Source organism: Lentzea xerophila, from assembly GCF_051094245.1.
Lineage (GTDB): Bacteria > Actinomycetota > Actinomycetes > Mycobacteriales > Pseudonocardiaceae > Lentzea > Lentzea xerophila.
In genome coordinates, this window is sequence record NZ_CP194934.1 from 7411911 (window position 1) to 7437459 (window position 25549).

17 protein-coding genes are annotated in these 25549 nt (G+C 69.9%); 6 read left to right on the forward strand and 11 right to left on the reverse strand.

The window, feature by feature from the left end; translation table 11 throughout:
• Nucleotides 1–38: 38 nt before the first annotated feature.
• The 4 genes from ACRSBM_RS35355 to ACRSBM_RS35370 form a co-directional block, all read right to left on the reverse strand.
• Complete coding sequence (locus ACRSBM_RS35355) at nucleotides 39–3401, reverse strand: ATP-dependent helicase (protein ID WP_434450445.1); 3363 nt, start codon at nucleotides 3399–3401, stop codon at nucleotides 39–41.
• Nucleotides 3402–3430: 29 nt separating this feature from the next.
• Nucleotides 3431–6568, reverse strand: coding sequence for an ATP-dependent helicase (locus ACRSBM_RS35360; RefSeq protein WP_434450447.1), 3138 nt, complete (start codon nucleotides 6566–6568; stop codon nucleotides 3431–3433).
• Between the two features lie 162 nt (nucleotides 6569–6730).
• Nucleotides 6731–8746, reverse strand: a complete 2016-nt coding sequence (locus ACRSBM_RS35365; RefSeq protein ID WP_434450449.1) for a putative bifunctional diguanylate cyclase/phosphodiesterase — start codon at nucleotides 8744–8746, stop codon at nucleotides 6731–6733.
• 208 nt (nucleotides 8747–8954) lie between these two features.
• Nucleotides 8955–9770 carry an SAM-dependent methyltransferase gene (locus ACRSBM_RS35370; protein WP_434450451.1) on the reverse strand — a complete coding sequence of 272 codons (816 nt, stop codon included), beginning with the start codon at nucleotides 9768–9770 and terminating at the stop codon, nucleotides 8955–8957.
• A 163-nt stretch (nucleotides 9771–9933) separates the two neighbouring features.
• On the opposite strand from ACRSBM_RS35370, the gene ACRSBM_RS35375 reads away from it, so the two are divergent.
• From ACRSBM_RS35375 to ACRSBM_RS35385, 3 genes are read left to right on the forward strand one after another with little or no spacing between them, the layout of a single operon-like run.
• On the forward strand, nucleotides 9934–11247 hold the full coding sequence (locus ACRSBM_RS35375) for a cytochrome P450 (protein WP_434450453.1): 1314 nt from the start codon (nucleotides 9934–9936) through the stop codon (nucleotides 11245–11247).
• Between the two features lie 17 nt (nucleotides 11248–11264).
• The gene (locus ACRSBM_RS35380) at nucleotides 11265–12263 is read left to right on the forward strand and encodes an alpha/beta hydrolase (protein WP_434450455.1); all 999 of its coding nucleotides are present in this window, start codon (nucleotides 11265–11267) and stop codon (nucleotides 12261–12263) included.
• A 42-nt stretch (nucleotides 12264–12305) separates the two neighbouring features.
• Nucleotides 12306–13211 carry an AAA family ATPase gene (locus ACRSBM_RS35385; RefSeq protein ID WP_434450457.1) on the forward strand — a complete coding sequence of 302 codons (906 nt, stop codon included), beginning with the start codon at nucleotides 12306–12308 and terminating at the stop codon, nucleotides 13209–13211.
• A 26-nt stretch (nucleotides 13212–13237) separates the two neighbouring features.
• On the opposite strand, the gene ACRSBM_RS35390 is transcribed toward ACRSBM_RS35385, so the two are convergent.
• A complete protein-coding gene (locus tag ACRSBM_RS35390) occupies nucleotides 13238–15253 on the reverse strand; it encodes a putative bifunctional diguanylate cyclase/phosphodiesterase (RefSeq protein WP_434450459.1) in 2016 nt (671 codons plus the stop codon).
• Nucleotides 15254–15427: 174 nt separating this feature from the next.
• On the reverse strand, nucleotides 15428–16246 hold the full coding sequence (locus ACRSBM_RS35395) for an SAM-dependent methyltransferase (RefSeq protein ID WP_434450461.1): 819 nt from the start codon (nucleotides 16244–16246) through the stop codon (nucleotides 15428–15430).
• A gap of 182 nt (nucleotides 16247–16428) precedes the next feature.
• Between ACRSBM_RS35395 and ACRSBM_RS35400 the strand changes: the two genes are divergently transcribed.
• Genes ACRSBM_RS35400 through ACRSBM_RS35410 form a run of 3 tightly spaced genes read left to right on the forward strand, consistent with a single transcriptional unit; the run spans nucleotide 16429 to nucleotide 19099 of the window.
• Nucleotides 16429–17739 (forward strand): cytochrome P450, encoded by a 1311-nt coding sequence (locus ACRSBM_RS35400; protein WP_434450463.1) that lies wholly within the window; start codon nucleotides 16429–16431, stop codon nucleotides 17737–17739.
• Between the two features lie 17 nt (nucleotides 17740–17756).
• A complete protein-coding gene (locus ACRSBM_RS35405; RefSeq protein WP_434450465.1) occupies nucleotides 17757–18749 on the forward strand; it encodes an alpha/beta hydrolase in 993 nt (330 codons plus the stop codon).
• A gap of 26 nt (nucleotides 18750–18775) precedes the next feature.
• Nucleotides 18776–19099: an MGMT family protein gene (locus tag ACRSBM_RS35410; RefSeq protein ID WP_434450467.1), complete on the forward strand. Its 324-nt coding sequence runs from the start codon at nucleotides 18776–18778 to the stop codon at nucleotides 19097–19099.
• 526 nt (nucleotides 19100–19625) lie between these two features.
• On the opposite strand, the gene ACRSBM_RS35415 is transcribed toward ACRSBM_RS35410, so the two are convergent.
• The 5 genes from ACRSBM_RS35415 to ACRSBM_RS35435 all read right to left on the reverse strand — a co-directional run bounded on the left by ACRSBM_RS35415 (nucleotide 19626) and on the right by ACRSBM_RS35435 (nucleotide 25542).
• On the reverse strand, nucleotides 19626–20273 hold the full coding sequence (locus ACRSBM_RS35415) for a sirohydrochlorin chelatase (RefSeq protein ID WP_434450469.1): 648 nt from the start codon (nucleotides 20271–20273) through the stop codon (nucleotides 19626–19628).
• Nucleotides 20270–21364, reverse strand: coding sequence for a uroporphyrinogen-III synthase (locus ACRSBM_RS35420; protein ID WP_434450471.1), 1095 nt, complete (start codon nucleotides 21362–21364; stop codon nucleotides 20270–20272). Before ACRSBM_RS35420 ends, ACRSBM_RS35415 begins: the two co-directional genes overlap by 4 nt.
• The gene (nirD, locus tag ACRSBM_RS35425; RefSeq protein ID WP_434450473.1) at nucleotides 21361–21675 is read right to left on the reverse strand and encodes a nitrite reductase small subunit NirD; all 315 of its coding nucleotides are present in this window, start codon (nucleotides 21673–21675) and stop codon (nucleotides 21361–21363) included. Before nirD ends, ACRSBM_RS35420 begins: the two co-directional genes overlap by 4 nt.
• Nucleotides 21672–24128 (reverse strand): nitrite reductase large subunit NirB, encoded by a 2457-nt coding sequence (nirB, locus tag ACRSBM_RS35430; protein ID WP_434450475.1) that lies wholly within the window; start codon nucleotides 24126–24128, stop codon nucleotides 21672–21674. Before nirB ends, nirD begins: the two co-directional genes overlap by 4 nt.
• A gap of 112 nt (nucleotides 24129–24240) precedes the next feature.
• The gene (locus tag ACRSBM_RS35435; protein WP_434450477.1) at nucleotides 24241–25542 is read right to left on the reverse strand and encodes an MFS transporter; all 1302 of its coding nucleotides are present in this window, start codon (nucleotides 25540–25542) and stop codon (nucleotides 24241–24243) included.
• Nucleotides 25543–25549 lie beyond the last annotated feature (7 nt).

Sequence of the window (25549 nt, forward strand, 5' to 3'; positions counted from 1 at the left end):
GGCTCCACCGACCGCGATCACGACCCCACAAGCCGAGATCACGACTCCACCGACCGGATCAGCTCCTTCAGCCCCTGCTCGTCCAGCAGATCGGCAGGCCGCACCGTGTGGTCGTGCCGCACGTAGTGGAAAGCGGCACGCACCCGCTCCACCGGCTCGCCCACCAGCGCGGCCCACGCCAGGCGGTACGCCGCGAGCTGCACCGACAAGGCCGGCAGGGCCTCGGCGTCGGGCACGGCGCCCGTTTTCCAGTCCACGACGGTCCAGCCGTCCGGGTCTCGGTAGACGGCGTCCATGCGGCCGCGGACCGAGATGCCGTCGAACTCCGCTTCGAAGGGCACCTCGACGTCGTGTGGTGTGCGGTCTGCCCAGGTGCTGGCCAGGAACGACTCCTTGAGGCGTTCCAGGTCGGCGTCCGGGGCGGCGTCGGCGTCGCCGGCGCCGGGGAGGTCGTCCAGGTCTAGCAGGCGGGTGGCGCCGAAGCGGTTTTCCAGCCACGTGTGGAAGGCGGTGCCTCGGCGGGCCAGGGGGTTCGGGGGGAACGGGAGTGGGCGGCGGAGGCGGCGGGCCAGCAGGTCCGGGTCCTTGGCCAGCTCTACCAGCTGTGAGACCGAGAGGTGGTCGGGCAGGATCACCTGTTCGCGGCGGTTCTGGGAGGCGGCGCGTTCGGCGAGGAGCACGTCGACGTCGCGGGCCCAGCCTTCCGGGTCCTCGTCGAGAGGCATTTCCGGGTCGTCTGGGACCACGTCGTCCGGCAGTGGTTCGGGCTCCGGCGGGAAGTCGTCGTCCGGGGGCTCGTCGGTGGGTGGCGGGTAGTCCTCCTCCGCCTCCACGAGAGTGGGCTCCTCATCGAAGATCAGCGGGAGCGGCTCTGGTGGGGCGTTGCGCAGCTCGTCGAGGGCGGCCAGGACCATCGTGGCGCCTTCGACTACGGCGTCGCGGCGCTTGCCCAGGGGGTCGGCCGGCCAGATCGAGGACTTCACGTCTTCGGCCAGCGGGTTCGGGGTGTCCGGGTCGGGTTCGGGGGCCCACACCGAGATGTCGCCGGGCGGGTTGTCGCGTTGCAGGACCTCGTGCATCTCCTGCAGGAAGACGGACGGGCCCTTCGGCTTGTCGCCGGCCTCGGCCCACCAGTGGCCGGACATGAGCAGGCTGTGTTCGGCTCGCGTCACGCCTACGTAGAAGAGGCGGCGTTCCTCGACCAGGCGGCGTTCCTCGAACTCCTCCGCGTGGATGGTGAGCGCCTCGTCGACCTCCTTGCGGTTCAAGCCCGCGGACAGGCGGAGCACCGGCAGGTCGGCCGAGTCGCCTCTCAGGGACGCCGGGAGCTCGGTCACGGCCTTGAGCCAGCAGGAGGACTTCTTGCGGCCGGGGAACACGTCGCGCACCAGGTGGGGCAGCGCGACGATGTGCCACTCCAGGCCCTTCGCGGAGTGGACGGTCAGGATCTGAACTCGGTCCTCGGAGACCTCGACCTCGCCGGGTTCGAGGCCGTCCTCGGCGTGCTCGGCCGTGTAGAGGTAGTCGAGCAGCGACGGGAGTGTCGCGGACGGGGAGGCGGCGGCGAAGTCCGTTACGACGTCGGAGAAGGCGTCCAGGTGGGCGCGGCCGACCATGCCCGGGCGGGACATCGACTCGATGTCCAGCAACAGGGTTCGTTCGACGTCCGCGACCAGTTCGGGCAGTGGCTGGTCGAGTCTGCGCCGCAACGCCGCGAGCTCGCCGCCGAGCCGCCGGATTCGCCGGTAGCCGTCGGAGGAGTACGCGTCCGCGTCGCCGGGGTCGTCCAGGGCGTCGGCGAGTCCGGCCTGTTCGGCGTGTTCGCCGGGCAGGGCGTCCGCGATGACCAGGAGTGGATCGTCCACAACGGACTGTCGTGGTGCGACACCGGCCAGTTCCCGTGCCCGCGACCACAGGGCTGCCAGGTCGACCGCCGCCAGGCGCCAGCGCGAACCGGTCAGCAGCCGGGCCGCCGCGGTGCCGGCCAGCGGGTCCACGAGGACCCGCAGCGCTGACACGAGGTCGCGCACCTCAGGCTCGTCCAGCAACCCGCCGAGGCCGACGACCTCGACCGGCAGGCCTCGTTCGCGCAGGGCCGCGGCGATGGCCGCCATGTCCGACCGGCGCCGCACCAGCACGGCCGCCGTCGGGGGCACTCCCTCGGCGTCGAGGTGCGCTTCCCATTGTGCCGCAACGTTGTCCGCCATCCAGTCGAGCTCCTGGCGGATGTCGGCGTGCAGGGCGAGCCGCACGTCGCCGGGGCCCGCTCCCGGCCGGGCGCGCAGCTCCTCGACGTCCAGGCCTGCTTCGCGCAACGGCAACGACACCGCGTTCGCGAGCTCCAGCACCTCGGGCGGGTTGCGGAAGCTCGTCAGCAGCCCGAACTTCCGCGTCGGCGGGAAGTCGTCGGCGAAGCGCGGCAGGTTCGCCGCGGACGCCCCGCGCCAGCCGTAGATCGCCTGCGCCGGGTCGCCCACCGACGTCACCGGCATCGGCGAGCCGAGTCCGAACAACGACCGCAGCAGCACCCGCTGCGCGTGTCCGGTGTCCTGGTACTCGTCCAGCAGGACGGCGCCGTACCGCTCGCGCTCGCCGGTGGACACCTCGGGAAAGGCGGCGAGCTGCGCGGCCAGTGACATCTGGTCCGCGAAGTCGAGCGCCGCCTCCTTGCGTTTGCGTTGCTGGTACGCGTCCAGCAACGGCAGCAGCGCGACCCGCAACCGTTGTGCCGCAACGATCTCGCGCAGCTTCTCCGGCAACGCCTCCCGCTGGCGGGGTGCGCGCGGCGCGTTCTCGATCAGCGCGCTCAGCTCGGCGGCGTGGGCTTCCAGCTGGTCCGGCGTCACGAGGTGCTCGCCCAGTTCACCGGCGAGACGCAGGAGGTATCCGGTGATCGTCGCCGGCACCTTGTCGGTGTCGAGGTCGCGCGCCCACGTCGAGACCACCCGGTGCGCGAGCTGCCACGACGCCGTCTCGGTCAGCAGCCGCACGCCGGGTTCGACCGGCAGCCGGAGCCCGTGCTCGGTCACCAGCCGGCCCGCGTACGCGTGGTACGTCAGCACCACGGGCTCGCCGGTCAGCACGGCCATCTTGCGCTCGCCGCTCGGGTCGAGCTCGTCCAGCAGTGACGAGCCGCCCAGCCGCCGCAGCCGGGCCCTCACCCGGTCCGCGAGCTGGCGCGCGGCCTTGCGCGTGAACGTGAGTCCGAGCACGCGGTCGGGCAGCACGAGACCGTTCGCCACCAGCCACACCACGCGCGCGGCCATGGTCTCGGTCTTGCCCGCGCCCGCACCGGCCACGACCAGCGCGGGTTGCGCGGGTGCGGCGATCACCTCGGCCTGCTCGGGGGTCGGCTTGTTCAGCCCGAGCGCCTCGGCGATCTCAAACGGGCTGACGGTCACCGCGACATCTTCCTACTCAGCCCCGGCGCCTATTCACTCACCTGTCGCCCGGACGGATGGACCGGGCACGTGGTGCGCGCCGGGCACCGGTCACAGTCCGCGTTCTCCCGCGCCGTGTACTCGGGACCGAGCACGGACTCCGCGGCTCCCTGCACCACTTCGAGCCACGCTCGGACGCCCTGTTCGTCCAGGGGCGCCTGGGTGCGTTCGACGGCTCCTGTCTTCTTGTCCTCCTTCGCCACGTACAGCAACCGGGCTCCACCCGGCTCTGTTCCCAGTCCGATGTGGGTGAAGCCGCCCAGCGACGACGCCAGCTGGTAGACGGCCAGCTGCGGGTGTTCCTGTGACGCCTCGCGCGACACCGGGCTCTTGCCGGTCTTGAGGTCGATCACGACGGGACGGCCGTCCTCGTCGTGTTCGAGGCGGTCGACCCGGCCGCGGACCTGCAACCACGGCCCGCCGTCGCGTTTGGGGACCTCGACGACCATCTCCTCCTCGACCGCGACCTGGGTGAGCTGGCTGCGGCTCATGGTCAGCCAGGCGAGGAACGTGTCGAGCATCTTCTCCACGCGCAGGCGTTCGCGGCGGGAGAACCACGGCGCTCCGGCGTCCACGGCCGCCCACGCCTCGTCCAGCTTCGCCCTCAGCGCGGCGGAGTCCGCACCGGAGGCCGCCGCCTGGGCGAGGGCGTGGACCAGGGTGCCGGTCACCGAGGCCAGCTCGGCCGGGTCCTGGCCGCCGTGGCGCTCGACGACCCAGCGCAAGGGGCACTTCGTGATCACCTCGATGGTCGACGGCGTCACGCTGACCTTCTGGTCTTCCGTCCACAGTGGAGCGTCGATCGACACTTCCGCCAGGCCGTACCACGACTCCGGGTGCGCTCCGGGAACGCCGGCCTCGGCCAGCCGGGCCAGCTGGGCAGCGGCCCGCGAGCGCCGATCAGGGGTCTCCGAGTCCGAGCACACCACCCGGCGCAGCTCGCCGACGAGCTCGCCCAGCACCAGACCTCGCTGCGGCCGGTGCAGCTTCCGCTCCTCCTGCGCGGACGACTCGATCTCGTCGAGGAACCGGGACGGCTGCTCGTCCTCCCCGCGCACGGCGCTGATCAGCAGTTTCGACCGGGCACGGGAGGCGGCGACGAGCAGCAGCCGGCGTTCCTCCGCCAGGATCGGCGCCACCGCCGACACCGACGGTTCCAGGCCCGCCAGCACGTCCACCATGCGTTCGACACCCAGGACCGTGCCGCGCAGCCGCAGATCGGGCCAGCTGCCCTCCTGGACGCCCGGCACCGCGACGACCTCCCACTCGCGGCCGGCCGCCGAGTGCGCCGTCAGCACGGACACCGCCTCGCCGGTCGGGGCCGAGGCCGCCAGGGTGTCGCCGACGATCCGTTGCGACTCCAGGTAGTCCGCGAACCCGGCCACGCCCGAACCCGGCAGCCGGTCCACGTACTTCGCGGCCGCCTCGAACAGGGCCACGATCGCGTCGAGGTCGCGGTCCGCCTGCATGCCCGGCATCCCGCGCCGGGCCGACTGCGCCACCCAGCGGTCCTGCAGACCGGTGGCCGTCCACAGCTCCCAGAGCACGACCTCGACGGACTTGCCTGCCTCGATCGCCTTGCGCGCCAACGACAGCAGATGCGCGATCCGGCGGGCGGGCAACGACTCCGCGTCCTCCAGGGCGGCCAGCCTGTCCGAGGTCTCCACCACCTCGACGAGCAGCTCACCGCTCGGCCGGTCGCCTCCCGCCGCCATCTCCAGGCGCCGCAGGCCACGGCGCAACCGCCGCAACGCCAGCGGGTCCGCGCCACCGTAGGACGACGACAGCAGCATCGCCGCCGTGTCCTCGTCCAGGGAGCCGGGCGCAGCAGCGGCACGAACGAGCGCGAGCAGCGGACGCACCGAGGGCTGCTGCGCGAGCGGCAGCTCGTCCGACGCCACCGACACCGGGACGCCGGCGGCGAGCAGCGCCCGTTGCAGCACCGGCAACGACAACGTCGCCGACCGCACGATGACGGCCATCCGCGACCACGGCACCTCGTCCGCCAGGTGCGAGCGCCGCAGCTGGTCCGCCACCCACGCCGCCTCCTGCGCGGACGACGCGAGCAACCGCACCTGCACCGACCCCTCACCGTCGGCCGGGTCCACCGCGCGAGCGGGAGAGGCACCGGGCAGGCGAGCCGCGAGCCGCGCCACCGCGTCCCGGATCTCCGGCATCATCCGGTGCGACTGCCGCAGCACGACCGTCTCCCCCGGCACGTCCCGCAGGATCTCCGGATCAGCGCCGCGGAACGTGAAGATCGCCTGGTCCGGGTCGCCGGCCAGGACGAACCGCGAGGCACCCGACCCGAGCGAGCGGATCAGCGAGTACTGCATCGGGTCCAGGTGCTGCGCGTCGTCGACCAGCAGATACCGCACCCGCCGCCGCTCGCCGAACAGCAGCTCCTCGTCGTTCACGAACGCCGCGTAAGCCGACGACACCAGCTCGGCCGCGTCGTAGGCCGGTGCGTACGCCGTGGCGGAGTCCATGCCGGACAGCAGGTTCACGGCCTCGTACTGCGCCCCGAACCGGCCGGCGGCGACCCACTCGTCCCGCCCGTGCTCCTCCCCGAGCTCGACCAGGTCTTCCGGGCCGAGGCCGCGTTCGGCGGCCCGTAGCAGCAGATCACGCAGCTCGTGCGCGAACCCGGGTAGCTCCAGGGCCGGCCGCAACCGCTCCGGCCATTTCAGCGCCCCCGACTCGACGTCGCCGGCGAGCAGCTCGCGGACCATCGCGTCCTGGTCCGGCCCGGACAGCAGCCGCGGCGGAGGTTCGCCGAGCAGCACCGCCTGGTTGCGCAGCACCGCGAACGCGTAGGAGTGCACGGTCCGCACCAACGGCTCGCGGATCGCCGACAACCGCCCGGTCAGTAGCTGGGTGATCCGCGCCCGCAACGCCACCGAGGCACGCCTGTTCGCCGTCAGCACCAGAACGTTCTCGGGGTCGGCTCCGCGCTCCAGCACGACGTGCGCGGCCAGTTCGGCGAGCAACGTCGTCTTGCCGGTGCCGGGACCGCCCAGCACCCGCAGGAAGCCCTCGTGGGCGAAGACCCTCTGGGCAGCCGCGTCCCACCGGGGACGCGGGCGCGTCTCCGGCTTCCTGCGGACCAGCTGGGGTGGAAGTGCCACGACTCGATTTCACCACGCTGCACCGACAAGATCAGCGATGCCCGCCGAACGGAGCAATGCCGAGGCCCCTCGGGTTACCGGCTACCTTCTTGACAGAGACCGGCGGTCCAGGCGATTCTCGACGGCTTTGTGATCCCCGTCACTGCCAGCGACCCCGACCGGTCACCGGGGTTCCAGCCGCTCCAGGAACTCCCCCGGCGGGGACGCCACGCCGAAGTGGTCGCCCGTCGCGTAGTCCGCTCCGGCCTCACGCCACCACCGTGCCTGCTCCGCGCTGGAGATCCCGTCGACCGCGACCACCACGCCCTGCTCGCGCACCAGCGGCAGCAGCGCCACGACGTACGGGGACCGGGCCTCCACCAGGCTGCGGGCCACCCGCACGGCTCGCACCGGCAGGCCCGACGCGAGCCGGCCGAAGTCGAGCGGCCCCAGCCCGAACTCGTCGATCGCCGTCTTGACGCCCATGCGCGCGAGCACCGTGAGGTTGTCGGCCGCGTCGACCACCGGCAACACCCCGCACGGCATGCTGATCATCAACCGGTCGGGCGGCAGCCCGGTCTGGTCGAGCACGGTCACGACCCGCGACACCAGGTCCCCGTCGGCCGACTGGTGCGCGGTGAGGCGCACCGCCAGCGACCTGTCGAACTGCGAGCGCTGACGCCACCACGTGGACTGGCCGCCCGCGACCTTCAGGAGCCACTCACCGAGCGGCAGCACCAGCCCGGTCGTCTCGGCCAGCCGCGCGCACGTGTCGTGGTCCAGCACGCCGAAGTCCGGCCTGTCCCAGTGCAACACCGGCTCGACACCGGAGACCGCACCGTCGGCCAGCCCGGCGATCGGCCGGTACCGCACGGTGATCTCGCCGTCCTCCCACGCGGCGGGCATGTGCACGGCCAGCGCGTCGTCCCGGCGGTCCTCGGCGTCCTGGCCGGGGTGGAACAGCTCCCACTGGCCGCGCCTGCCCGTCTTCGCCTTGCGCAACGCCCGTTCCGCCGCACGCAGCACGTCCGCCGGCTCCGCGCCCTCCGCCGGGCGGTGCACGACGCCCGCGCTCACCGACACCGCCAGCCCGCGACCGTCCACATAGGTCGGCTCGAGCAGCAGCTCGTCGTTGACGCTCTTCATGATCACGCCGATGGCGGGCGTGGTCGCGGTGTTCTCGAGGAGAACGCCGAACTCGTCGCCGCCGAACCGGGCGATCATGGCCTTCTCCCCGGCCAGCAACGCCTTCAGCCGCTGCGTGACGTGCTGGAGCAACCGCTCGGCGACCCGGCCGCCGAAGGTGTCGCTCACCATGCCGAACGCGTCGAGGTCCAGGTGGAAGACCGTGATGCCGTGCTCGGGATCGGCCTTGCGCAGCGCGGTCTCCAGCTGGGTCGTGAAGAACTGCCGGTTCGGCAGCCCCGTCAGCGCGTCGTGCAGCGACTGCCGCTGGAGCTCGCTCTGCAGCAGCTCGAGCTCCGTGCCGTCCTCGACCACCACGACGAAGTGGATCGGCTCGTCGTCGGCACCGCGCAGCAGCGACGCGGTCAGCGTGACCCGCGCGAAGTCACCGTCCTTGCGCAGCAACCGCTGCGACTGCCGGACGCGCTCGGTGGCGCCGGCGGCGAGGTCGGTCATCGCCTCCCGCAGCATCTCGGCGAAGCCCGGCTCGATCAGGTCGAGCAGCGGCGTGCCGGTGAGCTCGTCCGACGTGCTCCCGAGGATGTGGCCGATGGCCGCGTTCACCGTGAGCAGGCGGCCGTCGAGGTCGACGATCAGCACGCCGTTGGTGGACGACGAGACCACCTCGTTGAAGCGGGCCTCGCTCTCCTTGAGGTTCCAGTTCGCGTCGCGGACCGCCTTGAGCAACGAGCGCTGCATGCTTTCCTGCTGCGCGAGCACGGACTCGGCGTTGGCCCCGGTGAAGCCGGTGCCGAGAGCGCCCATCGCGAGCGCGATCCGTTCGGCGTACCGCTCGACGGGCTGGAACTCCGGCAGCGCGAGCAGGCCGGGGCCGAGCACCTCGGTCGTGCAGCGCAGCCCGAACTTGCCGAGGTGACCGAGCGTGGCCAGCTCCGCGCCCGCGGCCTCGATCGGGGCGGTGGCGAAGGGCTCCTCGTGCAGCATCGAGCACAACGCGTCGAGACGGGTGCCCAGTTCCGCGTCGAGGTCTTCCCCGCTGAGTGGAATCGTCACTGCTCCGAGCAGGCGGTACGACCATTTCCGCGCGAGCGTCATCCGCGCCCGGGTGTTGTCCTGAGGCGAGGGCGTGACGTCGGGTATTCGACTCGGGTTGGACATTCGGGCCGCCTCGCAATGGGCTTTGAGGTCCGGCAGTTTACCCACGCACGGTCGGCCCCACCTCAACCGGCGGCGTGATTCGACGTCACTCTATCGGTGTTTCCTATGGCTTACGACCGACCCCGGCGAAAGCGATCGCGTTCACCGCCGGATCGTCGGAGATGTCACCGGGTCCGGCGGGTCGCCATTCGGCGTACTTGACCAGGCCGGGCTCGACCAGTTCGAAATCACCGAAGAAGGCCTCGATCTCGGCGCGGTCGCGGTAGGCGACGTCGCCTCCGCCCGCCTTGCTCATCCTGTCCGTCACGGCCCTGGCCTCGTCGTTGACGTGGTCGCCCGCCATGTGCGAGATCGCGAGGTAGCTCCCGCTGGGCAGTGCCTCGCGGTAGCGCTTGAGCAGGCCCTGCGGGTCCGCCTCGTCCGGCACCCAGTGCACCATGAACAGCAGCAGCAGGCCGATCGGCTGGTCGAAGTCGAGCAGCCGGGTCACCTCACCGCTGCTGAGGATGCTCTCCGGGTCGCGCATGTCGGCCTGCAGCACACCTACGCGGTCGTTGCCCGTGACGATCAGCTCGCCGTGCGCGACGGCCACGGGATCGCGGTCCACGTACACGACGCGGCACTCGGGGGCTTCCTCCTGCGCGACCTCGTGCACGTTGGCCACGGTCGGGATGCCGGAGCCGATGTCCAGGAACTGGCGCACGCCCTGCTCGGTCATGAAGCGCACCGCGCGGCGCAGGAAGGCCCGGTTGAGCCGGGCGGCGCTGCGGGAGTGCGGCATCATCTGCTCGGCCTTGTCGCCCATCACGCGATCGACCGCGAAGTTGTGCGCGCCGCCGAGCAGGTAGTCGTAGACCCGCGCCGCGCTGGGCACGGAAACATCGACGCTCTGCGGAATCCAGTTCTGCCCGTCGGACACGGCGACCCACCTCTTCAGGTTGCTGACGCACTAGCTTAGTCACGCACAAAGCGCGCTCGACTAGGCCGCTAGTGTGAACGCACGCCACCCGTTCGGGCACTGTCTCTCTCAACCGAACGACTCATAGGGTGGCTCGATCTCTTTCACCTCGCGAGGAGCGATGATGTCGGTCCCGGTGGCACCCGGCAGGCTGCCATTTCTCGGACACACGGTGCCAATGCTCCGGAAACGATTCGCATTCACCGGGAATTTACGAGGTCAAGGTGACCTCGTCGAGGTTCACCTCGGGCCGATGCGTACCTATTTCGTCGCCAGCCCCCAGTTGACGCACCAGGTGCTGGTCACCGACGCGCCGAAGTTCCACAAGGGCCGGATGTACGACAAGTTCCGCCCGTTCGTCGGCAACGGGCTGGCGCTGTCGAGCGGGGCCTTCCACCTGCGCCAGCGCCGGATGATGCAGCCGGCGTTCCACCGCGACCGGATCGCGGGCTACGCGAACACCATGGCCCGCGCGGCACGGGACCTGGTGGACGGTTGGCGCCCCGGCGAGGTGCGGCGGCTGGAGGCGGACATGCAGGGCCTCGCCGTCACCATCGTCGGCGAATCCCTGTTCTCCACGGAGATCGGCGGCCGCGCGATCGACGAGGCCCGCCGGTCGGTCTTCGTGATCATCAAGAACGGCATCCTGCGCGCGCTGTCGCCGGGGTTCGTCGAGAAGCTGCCCATTCCGGCCAACCGCGAGTTCGACGAGGCGATCGCCCGGATGCGCGCGATCGTCAGCGAGGTCATCGCGAGCCGGCGTGACGACGACACCGACCACGGCGACCTGCTGTCGACGCTGCTGCTGGCCAGGGACGCCGAGACCGGCGAACCCATGACCGACGAGCAGGTCTTCGACGAGGTCGTCACGCTGCTGACCGCCGGCATCGAGACCACCGCGCTGGCACTGGCCTGGATCTTCCACGAGATCGCCGCCGACCCCGAGGTCGAACGGCGGGTGCTGGCGGAGGTCGACGAGGTGCTGGGCGGGCGTCCGGTGACGATCGACGACGTGCCGAAGCTGACCTACGTCGGCCGGGTGGCGAACGAGGTCCTGCGGAAGTACCCGCTCTGGCTCGTCATGCGCCGCACCGCCGAAGAGGTCGAGCTCGGCGGTACGCGCCTCGCACCGGGCACCGAGGTGATCCTCAGCCCGCACGCGATGCACCACGACCCCGCGCACTTCGCGGACCCCTGGCGCTTCGACCCGGACCGCTGGGCGCCCGCACTCGCCAAGCAGCTGCCGAAGGGCGCGTTCGTCCCGTTCGGCGGCGGCATCCACCAGTGCATCGGCAACCACTTCGCGCTGACCGAGATCGCCATCGTGGTGGCCACGGTCTGCTCCCGCCACCGGCTGGTCCCCGACCGGCCCGTGCGCACCAAGTTCACCAATGCGGCCTACCCCAACGACCTGATGATGACGGTCGTCCCCCGCTAGCTGGAGGTTGTTCCCCCATGCGTTTCCGTCGGCTCTGTGCCGCCGTGCTGCTCGCCGCGCTCATACCGGTTCCCACACCGGCGAACGCTGCCCAGACCACCTGCGAGGACGTGTACACGCCGGTCCAGTTCGGGCTCATCCGGCAGACGATGTACGGCAGGCTGTGCGTCCCGCGGGGAGCCACGACCGTCCAGGTCCTCGTCGCCGGCGGCACGTACACCAGCGGGTACTGGGACATCCCGGTGGACGGTGCGGCCCGCTCGGTCACGCGCGCGATGAACAGCGCGGGCATCGCCACCATGGCGGTGGACCGGATCGGCACCGGCAGGAGCACCAAACCGCTCAGCATCCTGGTCGACGTCCCCAACCAGGCCGAGGCGGTGCACCAGGTGGTCCAGAAGCTGCGCCCGCGGTTCGCCAAGGTGTTACTCGGCGGGCACTCCATCGGCTCGGCCATCGCGATGGCCGAGGCGGGCAGGTACCGCGACGTCGACGGCGTCCTGGTCACCGGCATGACGCACCAGTGGGACTACATCAGGGCCGTACCCGCGCTGACCAACCTGATCCCCGCCGTGATCGACCCGAAGCTCGGCAAGCGCGGCCTCGACGTCGGCTACCTGACCACGGCGCCGGGCAGCCGCTACACCATGTTCCACGCGCCGGGCCCGAACCTCCCGGCCGTGATCGACCTCGACGAGTCCACAAAGGACGTCGTGTCGGCCGGCGAGTTCGTCACCACCGCGCTGATGTCCAACCTGCTGCTGCCGGCGAGCGCCGCCATCGACGTGCCGGTGATGACGGTGCAGACGTCGGCCGACTACTTCTGCGGCACGCCGCCGCTCGGCGCCGACTGCTCGTCGGCCCAGGCGCTGGTCAGGTCGGAGAGGCCGTTCTATCCGCGTTCTCCTCGACTGGACGCCTTCGTCATCAACGGTTACGGGCACGTGTTCAACTTCGACACGAAGAGTGCGAACAGCTACCACGCGGCGATCATCAGGTGGCAGCGCGGCATCTGACGTTTCCGCCGACCTCGACCGCCCCTGCTCACAGGGAGAACTGTGCACCGTTTCGCGGCCAGTCCTGCCCTGGCGCGGCTGGAGTGGATTCTCGACGGCCTGGACGGGAAACCCGGCTGGGGAGCTGACGCGTCCGACGTGCTCGCGGCCGCGTTCACCGCCGTCGTCCCGCCAGAGCTGTACGTCGAGGTCACCCGCGGTCGCGCTGCCAGCTACGCGCCGGTCGTCGTGGTCGGCCTCGACGTCGGCGAGACCACCGCGCGGGCGCGGATCCGCCGGCACGACGGCACCGTTGATGTCGTTACCTGCGTCGTCGAGGCCGCACGGCCGCATCGAATCGCCACCACGTGGGTTACCGGGCTGGTGCCGGCCGATCTGACACCGAGGCTGCCGGCCGATTTCACCGACCACGACCTGCCTTCCGCCGCCACGGATGCCCGGCTGGTGGTGTTCTCCGGGTTGCCCGGCAGCGGGAAGAGCACCCTGGCCGACGCCGCGGGGGCCGAGCTGGGGATCCCGGTCTTCGCCACCGACTGGCTGCTCGGTGCGCTGACCCCGTTCGGCGGTCGCCATTTCGAGGAGCCACTGGCTATCGCCGAAGAGATGCTGACCACGCTCGCTCTGCGGCAACTCGTCGCCGGACAGTCCGTGATCCTCGACCATCCCACCGAACGGGTCGCGACCAGGGAGCGCTGGCGTAGCCTGGCCCGCCGGGCCGGCGCGGAGCTCCGCGTGGTCGTGTGCCACTGCTCCGACCCGCGGGTCCACCGTGCCAGGCTCGAAGGCCGCAGCCGCGGAATCCCCGGCTGGCACGACGCCGGCGACTGGTCCGATGTGCGGCAGCGACTGGCGAACTTTCCTTCCTGGGACGAGGAAGCGCTCTCGCTGGATACCGTTCAACCACGAGAGCGGTCCCTTGCCGCGGTCATACGGCACATCACCGCCTGACGGCATCGGGGCACGGGCGCAGGGCCCTACTCCCGCAGCGTCTTCAAGATCTCGCCCGCGTCCTCGGGCGAACCGAAGTAGGCGCCGATCGCGAGGTCGGCGCCCGCATCAGTCCACCACTTCGCCTGCTCGGCGGTCTCGATGCCGTCCACGCAGAGGTTCACGCCGTGCTCGTGCACGGCCTGGACCAGCGAGGCGGAGCGGGGATCCTGACGCCGCACCAGGTCCTTCGGCACCAGCACGGACACCACCGGCAGCTCCGAGAGCCACGCCAGGTCCCGCGGCCCGAGCCCGAAGTCGTCGAGCGCGATCCGCACTCCCATGTCCGCGAGCGTGCCCAGGTTGTCCACCGCGTCCTGCACGGACAGCACGCTGACCGGCATGCTCAACGTCAGCCGGCCGCGCGGCATCCCGGTCTCCTCCAGCACCTTCCCGACGCGGGACACCAGGTCCGCGTCGGTCGACTGGTGGTGCGTGAGCCGGACGCCGAACTGCTGGTCGAGCTCGCCGCGCTGCCGCCACCACTGCGCCTGGCCGGCCGCGATCCTGATCAGCCACTCGCCCATCGGCAGGATGAGCCCGCTCGCGTCCGCGAGTGCGGCGCAGCGGTCGGAGAGTTCCCAGTACAGCAACGCCTCGACGCCCGCCAGCGCACCGGTCGCGAGCTCGCGGACCGGCTGGTAGACCACGCCGATGTCGCCCTGTTCCCACGCTCCCGGCATCACCACGGCCAGCGCGGCGTCGCGTCTCCCGGCGGCGTCCTCGTTGGTGTGGAACAGTTCCCACTGCCCGCGGCGGTCGCGTTTCGCCTGGCGCAGCGCCAGGTCCGCGGTCCGCAGCAGCTCGACCGGGTCGATGTCGGGCGACGGCCGGTGCACCACGCCCGCGCTCACCGAGACGGCCAGACCGTGACCATCCACATAGGTCGGTTCGCTCAGGTCGGCGTTGATGGTCGCCATCGTCGTCGCCACGTCCGGCGTGAGGGCGGTGTTCTCGACGACGATGCCGAACTCGTCGCCGTCGAACCGCGCGACCATCGCCTGTTCGCGCGACATCACCGTCCGCAGCCTGCGCGCCACGTGCTGGAGCAGGTGCTCGCCGACCCGTGCGCCGAGGCTGTTGCACACCAGGCCGAACGCGTCGAGGTCGAGGTGGAGGATCGTCACGCCGAACTCGGGGTCGGCCCTGCGCAGCACGGTCTCGAGGTGGGTGGTGAAGAACTGCCGGTTCGGCAGGCCCGTGAGCACGTCGTGCAGCGACTGCCTGCGCAGTTCTCCCTGCAGCAGCGCCAGTTCCGTGTCGTCGTCCGCCATCACGAGGACATGACTGGGCTTGCCCTCGTCGTCGCGCAGCAGCGACGCCGTCAGCGTCACCTTGGCGAGCTCGCCGTCAACGCGCACGAGTTGCATCGGTTCGCGCTCGAACTCGTCGAGCTCGCCGAGCACCCGTTCCATCATCTCGCGGAACGCCACGATCGAGGTCGGCGCGATGAGCTCGGCGAGACGGGTGCCCGGCTCCGGGTGCCGCCCGATGATCACGCCGATCGACTCGTTGCCCCACGCCAGCCTGCCGTCGAGGCCCACGATCAGGACGCCGTTGGTCGACGAGGACGCGATGCCCTCGAACTTCGCCTCGCTCTGGCGCTGGTCCCGTTGCGCGTCGTGGGCGGCCTTGAGCAGCGAACGCTGCATGCTCTCCTGCTGGTCCAGGATCGCGCGCGCCCGCGCCGCGGTGAAGCCGCACGTGAGCGCGCCGATCCCGCCGACGACGCGGACCGTGTGCTGGTCGCTGGAACCGAACTCCTCCAGGGCCAGCAGGCCTTTGCCGAGCACGTCGACGGTGCGCTTGAGGCCGGGCTCGTTCACGTAGCCGAGAGCGACGAGCCGTTCGCCGACCTCCTCGAACGGAGCAGGGTCGAACGGTTCGCTGTGCAGCGCCGCGCACAACGCGTCGAGCTGGTCGCCCAGTTCGGCGTCCAGCTCGTCCCTGCTCAGAGCGACTACGACGACACTGCTGAGCAGGTAGCTCCACTTGCGCGCCAAAGCTTCGCGCGCTCGGACGGTGGCGGGCTCCGTTGGTGGAGCGGCATCGGGTCTTCGGCTTGGATTCGTCATTCCCGTTGCCCTGTATGGGTTGGAGAGTGTCCGGCAGTTTACCCACCGGCAGTCGGCGTCCACTGCGCCAACAGTGTGATCCTCCGACACTACAGTGTGGTTTTAGTCCTTACGACCGACCCCAGCGTACAAGAACATGTTCATCGACGCCTCGTCGGCGAAGTCCCCCGGTCCGTCCGGACGCCATTCGCCGCAGCCGACGAGGCCGGGCTCCACCAGCGCGAACCCGTCGAACAAGGCGCTGACCTGGGCGTGCGTGCGCATGTGCATCTGGTCGGCGCTCCTGCTGCGGTTCACCACCGCGGCGGCCTGGTCGACGTTCTCGTCGATCTGGTCCTTGGCCACGTGCGTCATCACGATGAAGCTGCCGGCGGGCAACGCGTCGCGGTAGTGCGCGACGAGCTTCCCCGGGCTGTCCTCGTCCGGCACCCAATGCATCATGAGCAGCATCAACAGGCCGACCGGTTCGTCGAAACGCAGCAGCGCGCCGACCTCAGGGCTCGCCAGCACGGCCTCCGGGTCGCGCATGTCGGCGTGCACGATGGCGGCGTTCTCGTTGTCAGACAACATCAATCGGCTGTGCGCGACCGCGACGGGGTCCTTGTCGACGTAGACGACGCGTGTCGCCGGGTCGCGTTCCTGCGCGACCTCGTGCACGTTCGCGACGGTCGGGATGCCGGACCCGATGTCGAGGAACTGGCGAACTCCCTGGTCCATCAGGAAGTTCACCGCACGTCCGAGGAACCGCCGGTTGAGTCTGGCGACGCTCGGCAGTCCTGGCACGAGCTTCTCGATCTGGGACCCGACCTGCCGGTCGGCGGCGAAGTTGTGGGCGCCGCCGAGGATGTAGTCGTAGACGCGGGCCATGCTCGGCACGTTCGTGTCAATGCCGAGGGGAACCCAGTTCTGGGTTTCTGCCACGGGGAAACACCTCTTCGGTTTTCGTGGCGGTTCGGGGAAGACGCACGAGCTTAGTCACCCGCGCACTTCTCGCACTGCACCACCAGAGTGACGCCGAACCACCCGATCAGGCTATATCGTCTCCGTCCAAACGGCTCCTAGGGTGGTCCGTCCCCCTTCGGTCCGACTCCTCAGGAGCCCGGATGCCCGTCCCGGTGGCTCCCCACCGCTGGCCACTGCTGGGGCACACCCCTGCGATGCTCGCCCAGCGCGCCAAGTTCACCGACAGGCTGCACGAGCACGGCGACGTGGTACGCCTCGACCTCGGACCACTGCACGCGCACTTCGTCACGAGTCCTTCGCTGACTCACGAAGTTCTGGTGTCGCAGGGATCGAAGTTCCGCAAGGGCGCGATGTTCGACAAGTTCCAGCCCTACCTGGGCACGGGACTGCTGCTGTCGAACGGCGACCACCACCTGCGGCAGCGCCGGATGATGCAACCGGCGTTCCATCGGGAACGGATCGAAGCGTATGCCTCGACGATGGCCCGTGCTGCTTCTTCGCTGGCCGCGCGCTGGCAACCGGGCGAGGTCCGCGTCATCGAGAACGACATGCAGGAGCTCGCGGTCACGATCGTCGGCGAGACGCTCTTCTCGACGGAGATCGGCCGGCGCGCGGTCGAGGAGGTCCGCCGGTCGATCTTCACGGTCATCCAGCAGGGCATGATCCGCGCGCTGTCCCCCGCGTTCGTCGAGAAGCTCCCGCTGCCGGGCAACAGGCGGTTCGACGACGCCATCGCCCGCATGAAAGCCGTTGTGCTGCAGGTGATCGAGTGCTGGCGCGCGGACGGCACCGACCACGGCGACGTGCTCTCCATGCTCCTGCTCGCCCAGGAGGACGGCGTCGGCATGACCGACCAGCAGGTCTACGACGAGGTCCTCACCCTGCTCACCGCCGGTATCGAGACGACCGCGATCGCGCTGGCCTGGGCGCTCTACGAGGTGGGCCGCGCCCCGGAGGTCGAACGCCGATTACACGCCGAGGTCGACGAGGTGGTGGGCGACCGCCCGGTGACGTTCGCCGACGTGCCCAAGCTGACCTACACCGCGCAGGTCGTGCAGGAAACGCTGCGCATGTACCCGATCTGGTTCGTGATGCGCCGAACGCTCGTAGACGTCCAACTGGGCGAAGCGTCCCTCCCCGCGGGCGCCGAAGTGATCATCAGCCCGCACGCCCTGCACCACGACCCACGCCACTTCCCCGACCCGTGGCGCTTCTCCCCCGACCGCTGGACAGCTTCCTTCACGGCGGGCCTGCCACGCGGCGCGTTCATCCCGTTCGGCGGCGGCAACCGCCAGTGCCTCGGCAACACCTTCGCCCAGACCGAGATCGTCATCACCCTCGCGACCATCGCGTCCCGCTGGCGACTCACCCCCACCCGTCCGGCGCGCGTGAAGTTCACGTCCGCCCCGTACCCGGACGGCCTGCTGATGAAGGCCGTCCCCCGCAACTAGCTGGAGGTAGTTCCCCCATGCGTTTCCGCAGGCTCTGCGCCGCGGCCCTGTTAGCCACCGGAACCCTGCTGGCGGCCCCGCTCCCCGCCGCGGCCGCCGTCTCGTGCCAGGACGTCACCTACCCCGTGAGGATCGGCCTCACCCCACTGGTGACGACGCAGGAGACCATGGCGGGCAGGCTGTGCGTGCCCGACGGCGCCAGGACCGTGCAGGTCCTGATCCCCGGCGGCACCTACGACCGCTCGTACTGGGACGTCGGCTTCGAGCCGTCGACCCACTCGTTCACCAGGGCCCAGAACAACGCGGGCTTCGCCACCCTCGCACTGGACCGCCTGGGCACCGGCAAGAGCTCCAAACCGCTGAGCGTCCTGATCACCGCCTCCACCCAGGCGAGCGCCGTCCACCAGGTCATCACGAAGATGAAGCCGCGCTTCAACAAGGTGATCGTCGCCGGCCACTCCATCGGCTCGGCGATGGCCATGATCGAGGCAGGCACCTACAAGGACGTCGACGGCGTCCTCGTCACCGGCTTCACGCACAAGATGAACTACGTCACCGTGGTCCCGGTCCTCGCCAACATGATCCCGGCAGGCCTCGACCTCGGCTACCTCACCACCATGCCCGACACCCGCTACAACTCGTTCCACAAACCGGGCCCGCTCATCCCAGGCTCGATCTCGTTCGACGAGTCCACGAAGGACGTCTTCGCCGTCACCGAGGCGGTGGACACCATCCTCCTCAACACCGTCGTCATCCCGGTGTCCCGCAAGATCACCGTGCCCGTCCTCGTAGTAGTCGGCAACGACACCCACTTCTGCAGCGCAGGCGTCCCACTGATGGGCAGCGACTGCTCGTCGGCAGCAGCCCTGAAGGCAGACGAGGCACGATTCTTCCCCGCGGTCCCCCGCCTGGACACCTACGTCCTGGACGGCTACGGCCACTCGATCAACTACGCCCCCAACGCTCCCGCCTACCACGCCCGCGTAGCGTCCTGGGCAAAGGGAATCTAGCCGGACAGCAGCACTAGACTCGAGGCATGGACGAAGAGATCCACGAGCGAGTCCGCGCCTTCATCAAGGCCATCCCGCGCGGACGAGTCGCCACCTACGGCGACATCGCAGATCTCGCCAAGGCACCGTCGCCACGGCTGGTAGGCCGCATCCTCAACGAGGACGGCCAAGACCTGCCGTGGCAACGCGTGCTGAAGGCCGACGGCACCTGCGCACCCCACCTCCGCGACACGCAGCTCCAGCTGCTGCACGAGGAGGGCGTCCCGAACCTGGACGGCAAGGTGAACCTCCGGGAGTACCGCTGGGAGGACGCCCGCAAGGAGGACGCCGAGGCCCCGGGCCTCTGGTAGCAGCGCTCTGGGTGACCGCCTCCGGGTAGCGGCCGCTGGGTGACGGAGTCCGGGTAGCCGCCTCCGGGTAGCCGCTGATGGCGGCTCAGCCCAGGCTCGCGCAGGAGTCCCCTTCGATTTCGGCTCCCCCGCGACCTACGGTACTCAGCGGGTCTGACACTCCCCGCACACGAGGAACGAAGGCGGAGCCGAGCCACCCGCGCGGCAAGGGCGAAGGCGGAGCCGAGCCACCCTTCCACAAGGCCGATGGCACAGCCGAGGCGACCGCCCACTCCGCCGATGTCCCAGCGGTATCAACGAAACCACCGCGCGATTGGGGCTTGACCTTGAGTGCGAGATGCTACCGTCGAAGAGATCGGCCGGGCTCCTTGTGCCCGGCCGTTTTCGGCCGATCAAGCATCTCGGCCAGAGGCTCAAGGTCAAGCCCCGATCGCAATCGTCGCGAAGCGGCGATGAATAGCCCCGGCCCGGTATAGGCGGGCGACCACCTACGCAAGGTGACCGCTCACACGCCAGGCGACCCGCATCACGCAGACCGAAACCCCAAAGCCCGAGCCTCAAAGTACCTACGCACCAAAGCATCCACCACCAACGGATGAGCCCCAACAGGCGCGGCAACAACATCCGCTCCACACCCGGCAAGCGCCCCATGAAACGCCCCGGGCGCCAACAACCAAGACGCCACAACCACCCGCCGCCCAGCGAACCGCACCCCAGCCACCACCTCATCCACCCGAGGCGAAGCGGTAGCCACAAACCCAACCCCCGACGCCCCCACCATCGCAGCCGCCCGCCTTACAGTCACAAGCGCCCGACCGTCAGAAGAACCCGCCGCGGCGAGCACGACTGCGTCGCCGCGGCGGAAACCTGCCTCCCGCAACCGATCCCGCACCGCCGGCACCGCATCGAGCCCCAACGGCGGCGTCAGCACCACATCGGAGCGCGGCCCGATCTGCGCGGGGATATCAACGCGAACGTGATAGCCGGCGGCCAGAAAAACCGGCACCACGATGCACGGACCATCCACAACAGACCGCACATCCGGCTGCCGAACATCCGCATAGGCAACCGAAACCGGCACGTCCACCAAAGCCTGCACCAGATCCGCGATCTCCGAACACACCGCGACCCCGCGCGGATCACGCGTGCCGTGGAACGCCAACACCAGCTTCATGCGGGCTCCATCGCCAGCCGGTAACCACGCTTCACGACCGTGCACACCATCTGCGGCGAGCCCAGAGCGGTCCGCAACCGCCCGATCGCCGTCTCGACCGCGTGCACCTCACCACCGGAAGGCAAGGCGGCCAACAGATCCTGCCGCGAAACCACGCGGCCGCGAGCAGCCACGAGAGTCCGCAGCACCGCCATCGGCGCCGGCGCGACAGGACGCAGCTCGCCGTCGATCACCACGGCCTGCGCGCGCATCTCCATGTCCCGTGAGGCGATCCGCAACCGCGTGGCCCGCGAAGGCAGCTCCAGCGCCAGCTCCCGCACCATGGAACCGATCCGCGACCGAGCGGGCTGCACGACCGGGATCCCGGCGGCCACCAACGGCCCGGCGGTGATCGCACCGACCCCGACGACCAGCACCTCGCGCCGCAACGCCTCCACCAGCTCGTCATAGCGCGGGCCCGCGGTCCGCAGCACCGACGAGGCGGCCGGGGCGCTCGTGAACGTCAGCGCGTCCACCTGGCCCGCCAGCGTCGCCTCGATCAGCCGCTCCAGCGGCGCGATGTCGGCAGGCGGTTCCCAGCGGTACACGGGAATCTCGACGACGTCGGCCCCGGCGGCGGCCAGGGTGTTCACGAAGTCCGGCAACGGTTCGCCGTGCAGCTGGACGGCGACGCGCTTGCCCGCCACGCCCATCCGCAGCAGGTACTGCAGGAGTTCCGCGTTCGACTCGGACGACGGGGACCAGGCCTCGACCAGTCCGGCCGCCCTCACCGCGCCCTTCGCCTTCGGCCCGCGTGGCAGCACCACGGCCGACGCCAGCGCACGGTGCAGGCGGCCGGCCAGTCCCCAGCCCTCGGCGGCTTCGAACCAGCCGCGGAACCCGATGGCGGTCGTGGCGACGACGACGTCGACCGGTGCCGACACGAGCCGCGACGTGGCCTGGTGCAGCTCGGCGTCGTCGGGCAGCGGCACGATCCGCAGTGCGGCGCCGTGCACCACCGACGCGCCCTTGCGTTCCAGCAACGCGATGAGCTCGTCGGCGCGGCGGGCCGCGGTCACGCCGATAGTGAAGCCCGCCAGCGGTCCGCTCATGTCAGCTCCACGACGCCGTCACGCACACGCACCGGATGCACCGCAACGGACATCGACGGCTCGTCCAGGCACTTCCCGGTCGACAGCTCGAACGCCTGCTTGTAGACCGGTGACACCACAACGGGAACGCCGCCGCGGTCGCCCACGATGCCGCGCGACAGAACGGCGGCACCGCTGAACGGGTCGATGTTGTCCAACGCGTGCAAGGAGCCGTCCGCGGTCAGGAACACGGCGACCTGCGAGCCGTCCGGCAGCAACGCCGCGACGCCCTGTTCCGGGCGCAACACCTCGAAATCACAGACCACGGTCACCTGACGACCTCCGGAATGCCGAGCTGGACGGGAACGCGCTGACCACGTTCAGCGCGGAACGAGATCGTGGGGTCGGGGGTGCCGGGCGCGTTGACGAACGATGTGAACCGCGCCAGCTTCTCCGGGTCCTCCAGCACACCGCGCCACTCGTCGGCGTAGTCGGAGACGTGCGACTCCATCGCCGCCTCCAGTTCGGCGCAGATGCCGAGCTTGTCGTCCACGACGACCTCCCGCAGGTGGTCGAGCCCGCCGTCGAGCCCCTCCAGCCACACCGAGGTGCGCTGCAACCGGTCCGCCGTGCGGATGTAGAACATCAGGAACCGGTCGATCACGCGGATCAGCTCCGCCGTGTCCACATCGGACACCAAGAGATCGGCGTGGCGTGGCGTGAAGCCGCCATTGCCGCCCACGTAAAGGTTCCAGCCGTTCTCCGTCGCGATCACGCCGAAGTCCTTGCCGCGCGCCTCAGCGCACTCACGCGCACAACCGGAGACGGCCGACTTGAGCTTGTGCGGCGACCGCAGGCCCCGGTAGCGCAGCTCCAGCTCGATCGCGAGACCGACGGAGTCCTGCACGCCGTAACGGCACCAGGTCGTGCCGACGCAGGACTTCACCGTGCGCAACGACTTGCCGTAGGCGTGTCCGGACTCGAAGCCCGCGTCGACCAACCGGCGCCAGATCAACGGCAGCTGGTCGACGGTCGCGCCGAACAGGTCGATGCGCTGGCCTCCGGTGATCTTCGTGTAGAGCCCGTAGTCGCGGGCCACCTCGCCGATGACGATCAGCTTCTCCGGCGTGATCTCGCCACCGGGGATGCGCGGCACGACCGAGTACGTGCCGTTGCGCTGCAGGTTCGCCAGGAACTTGTCGTTGGTGTCCTGCAACGAGACCTGCGTCTCGCCCAGGATGTGCCCGTTGCCCAGCGACGCCAGGATCGAGGCCACGGCGGGCTTGCAGATGTCACAACCCCGCCCGCTGCCGTGCTGGGAGACCAGGTCGGAGAACGTCGTCACGCGCGTCGCCCGGATGATCTCGAACAGCTCCGCGCGCGAGTAGGTGAAGTGCTCGCACAACGCCTTGGACTGCTCGACACCGCATTCCGTGAGCAGTTTCTTCAGCATCGGCACGCACGAGCCACAGCCGGTGCCCGCCTTGGTGCACGCCTTCAGCTCGGCGACATCGCACGCGACACCGGACCCGATCGCGTCGGTGATCGTCTGCTTCGTCACCGCGAGGCAGGAGCAGACCTGCGCGTCAGCGGGCATCTCCACGTCGACAGCACCGCCCGGCTGCAACAGAGCCGCCGGAACTTCCTTGCCCACCAACGGCCGCAACGACAGGTACGACGACGCGTCACCGACGAGGACGCCACCCAGCAAAGTACGCGCGTCGTCCGACACGACCAGCTTGCTGTACGTGCCCGCGACCGCGTTGTTGATGACGACTTCCAGCGCGCCCTCGGTCTGGGCGTGCGCGTCGCCGAACGACGCCACGTCCACACCGAGCAGCTTCAGCTTCGTGGACACGTCGGCGCCGGGGAACACCTTCGAGCCACCGGAGAGCTGGTCCGCCACCACCTCGGCCATCGAGTAACCGGGTGCCACCAGCCCGTAGGTCACCCCCTCGACGGCAGCGCACTCACCGATCGCGAACACGTGCGGATCGGCGGTCCGGCAGGCGGCGTCGACCAGGTAACCGCCCCGCGGCCCCAGTTCCAGCCCCAGGTCCAGGTCGGTGCGCGGCCGGATGCCGGCGCTGAACACCACGACGTCCAGGTCCAGCTCGAGCCCGCTGGCCAACCGGGCGATCAACCGCGCGCCGTCGCGTTCGATCGAGGACGCGGACGTGCCGGTGTGCACAGTCAGGTCGAGCTTCTCGACCAGCCGCTTCAACAGCCCGGCGCCACCGTCGTCGACCTGGATCGGCATCAGCCGCGGCGCCAGTTCCACGACGTGCGGCGAGACTCCCATGCCGCGCAACGCGTTGGCGGCCTCCAGCCCGAGCAGACCGCCGCCGAGCACCATGCCGGAACGGCGGCCGGGCCGGTCGGCGGCCTCGACCGTCGCCCGGATGTCGTCCAGGTCGTCGATCGTGCGGTAGACGTGGCATCCGGGCAGGTCACGGCCTGGCACCGGCGGCACGAACGGCAACGAGCCCGTCGCCAGCACCAACGCGTCGTAGGAGACCTCGACGCCGGAAGCACCGACCACCACCCGCCGGTCCCGGTCCACGGACACGGCCTTCTCACCGAGGCGCAGCTCGCACCCGCTCAACGCGGGCAGCTCCAGGTCCGCGGAGCTCCATGTGTCCACATAGGACGACAGCGCGACGCGGTCGTAGGCGGGACGGGACTCCTCGCCGAACACGACGATCCGCCAGGGCGAGTCGCGGAGGATCTCGACGAGCCGGTGGCCGACCATGCCGTTGCCGATCACGACCAATGTCTGGGTCATCGGGCGTACCTCCTTCCACCCGGTATGCTCACCGGGCGGCGTGTCATCCCAAGGTCCGCGGTATTTCGCGGGTGTTAAAGGAAACTCTCGCCGCAGCTCAGCGCGGCGTGCGTCACACGCCCGCGTAGGCGAGCGACGGCCGCGCCGCGAACACGTTGCGCCGCAGGTAGAACCACCACGTCGTGCCGAGGCAGAGCGCGTAGAAGACGAGGATCGCGGACAGCGCGGGCGTCAGCGTCCTCGAGCCCTCCAGCGAGAACTTGAAGACGAGGTTGACCAGCACCCCACCGGCCGCGCCGATCGCGCCCGCGATGCCGACCACGGCGGCGGCCTGGCGCTTGGCGGACTTGTCGTCGTCGGACTGGGTGCGGAAGATCGCCGGGATCATCCGGTACGTCGAGCCGTTGCCCACGCCGGCCAGCACGAACAACGCGATGAACGAGCCGAAGAACAACGCGAAGTTCCGCGTGTCGACGCTCACCATCACGCCGGCAGTGCCGGCCGCGAGGCCGACGAACGTCCCGAGCGTCACCCTGGCGCCACCGACCCGGTCCGCCAGCCACCCGCCGAACGGACGCGCCACCGAGCCGATCAGCGCACCGAGGAACGCGAGCGCCACCCAGCCCTGGTAGTCCACAAAACTGAGCTTGATCAGCGACGGGAACGCGAACGAGAACCCGATGAACGACCCGAACGTGCCGATGTAGAGAAACGACATCACCCAGGTGTGCCGGTTCGACAGCGCCAGCCGGTAGGACTGCCCGTCCGGCTTGGCCTGCGTCAGGCTGTTCATGAACAGCCACGCGCAGGCCGTCGCGACGACGATGAACGGCATCCAGATCAGTGCCGCGTAGGCCAGGTTGATCCCCGTGCCGAACGAGATCACGAACGGCACGACGAGCTGCGTGATCGCGACGCCGAGGTTGCCGCCGGCGGCGTTCATCCCGAGTGCCAGGCCCTTCTTGCCCTCCGGGTAGAAGAACGAGATGTTCGCCATCGAGGACGAGAAGTTGCCGCCGCCCAGGCCCATCGCGGCCGAGGTGAGCAGGAAGAACCAGTAGGGCGTGCCGGGCGTCGACACCGCGTAGGCGAGCATCGTGCACGGGATCAGCAGCAACCCGGCGCTGATCGTCGTCCACACCCGCCCGCCGAACTTCGGCACCGCGAACGTGTACGGCACCCGCAGCACCGCTCCGACCAGGTTCGGCACGATCAGCAGCCAGAACTGCTGGCCGACGCTGAAGTCGAAGCCGACGGAACCGAGGCTCACCACCACGATGCTCATCAGCACCCACACGCTGAACCCGAGGTTCTCGGCGAAGATGCTCAACGCCAGGTTCTTGCGGGCGATCCGCTTGCCGGTGGACTCCCAGAACTCGGGCTTCTCCGGCTCCCAGTGGTCGATCCAGCTCATGAACGTC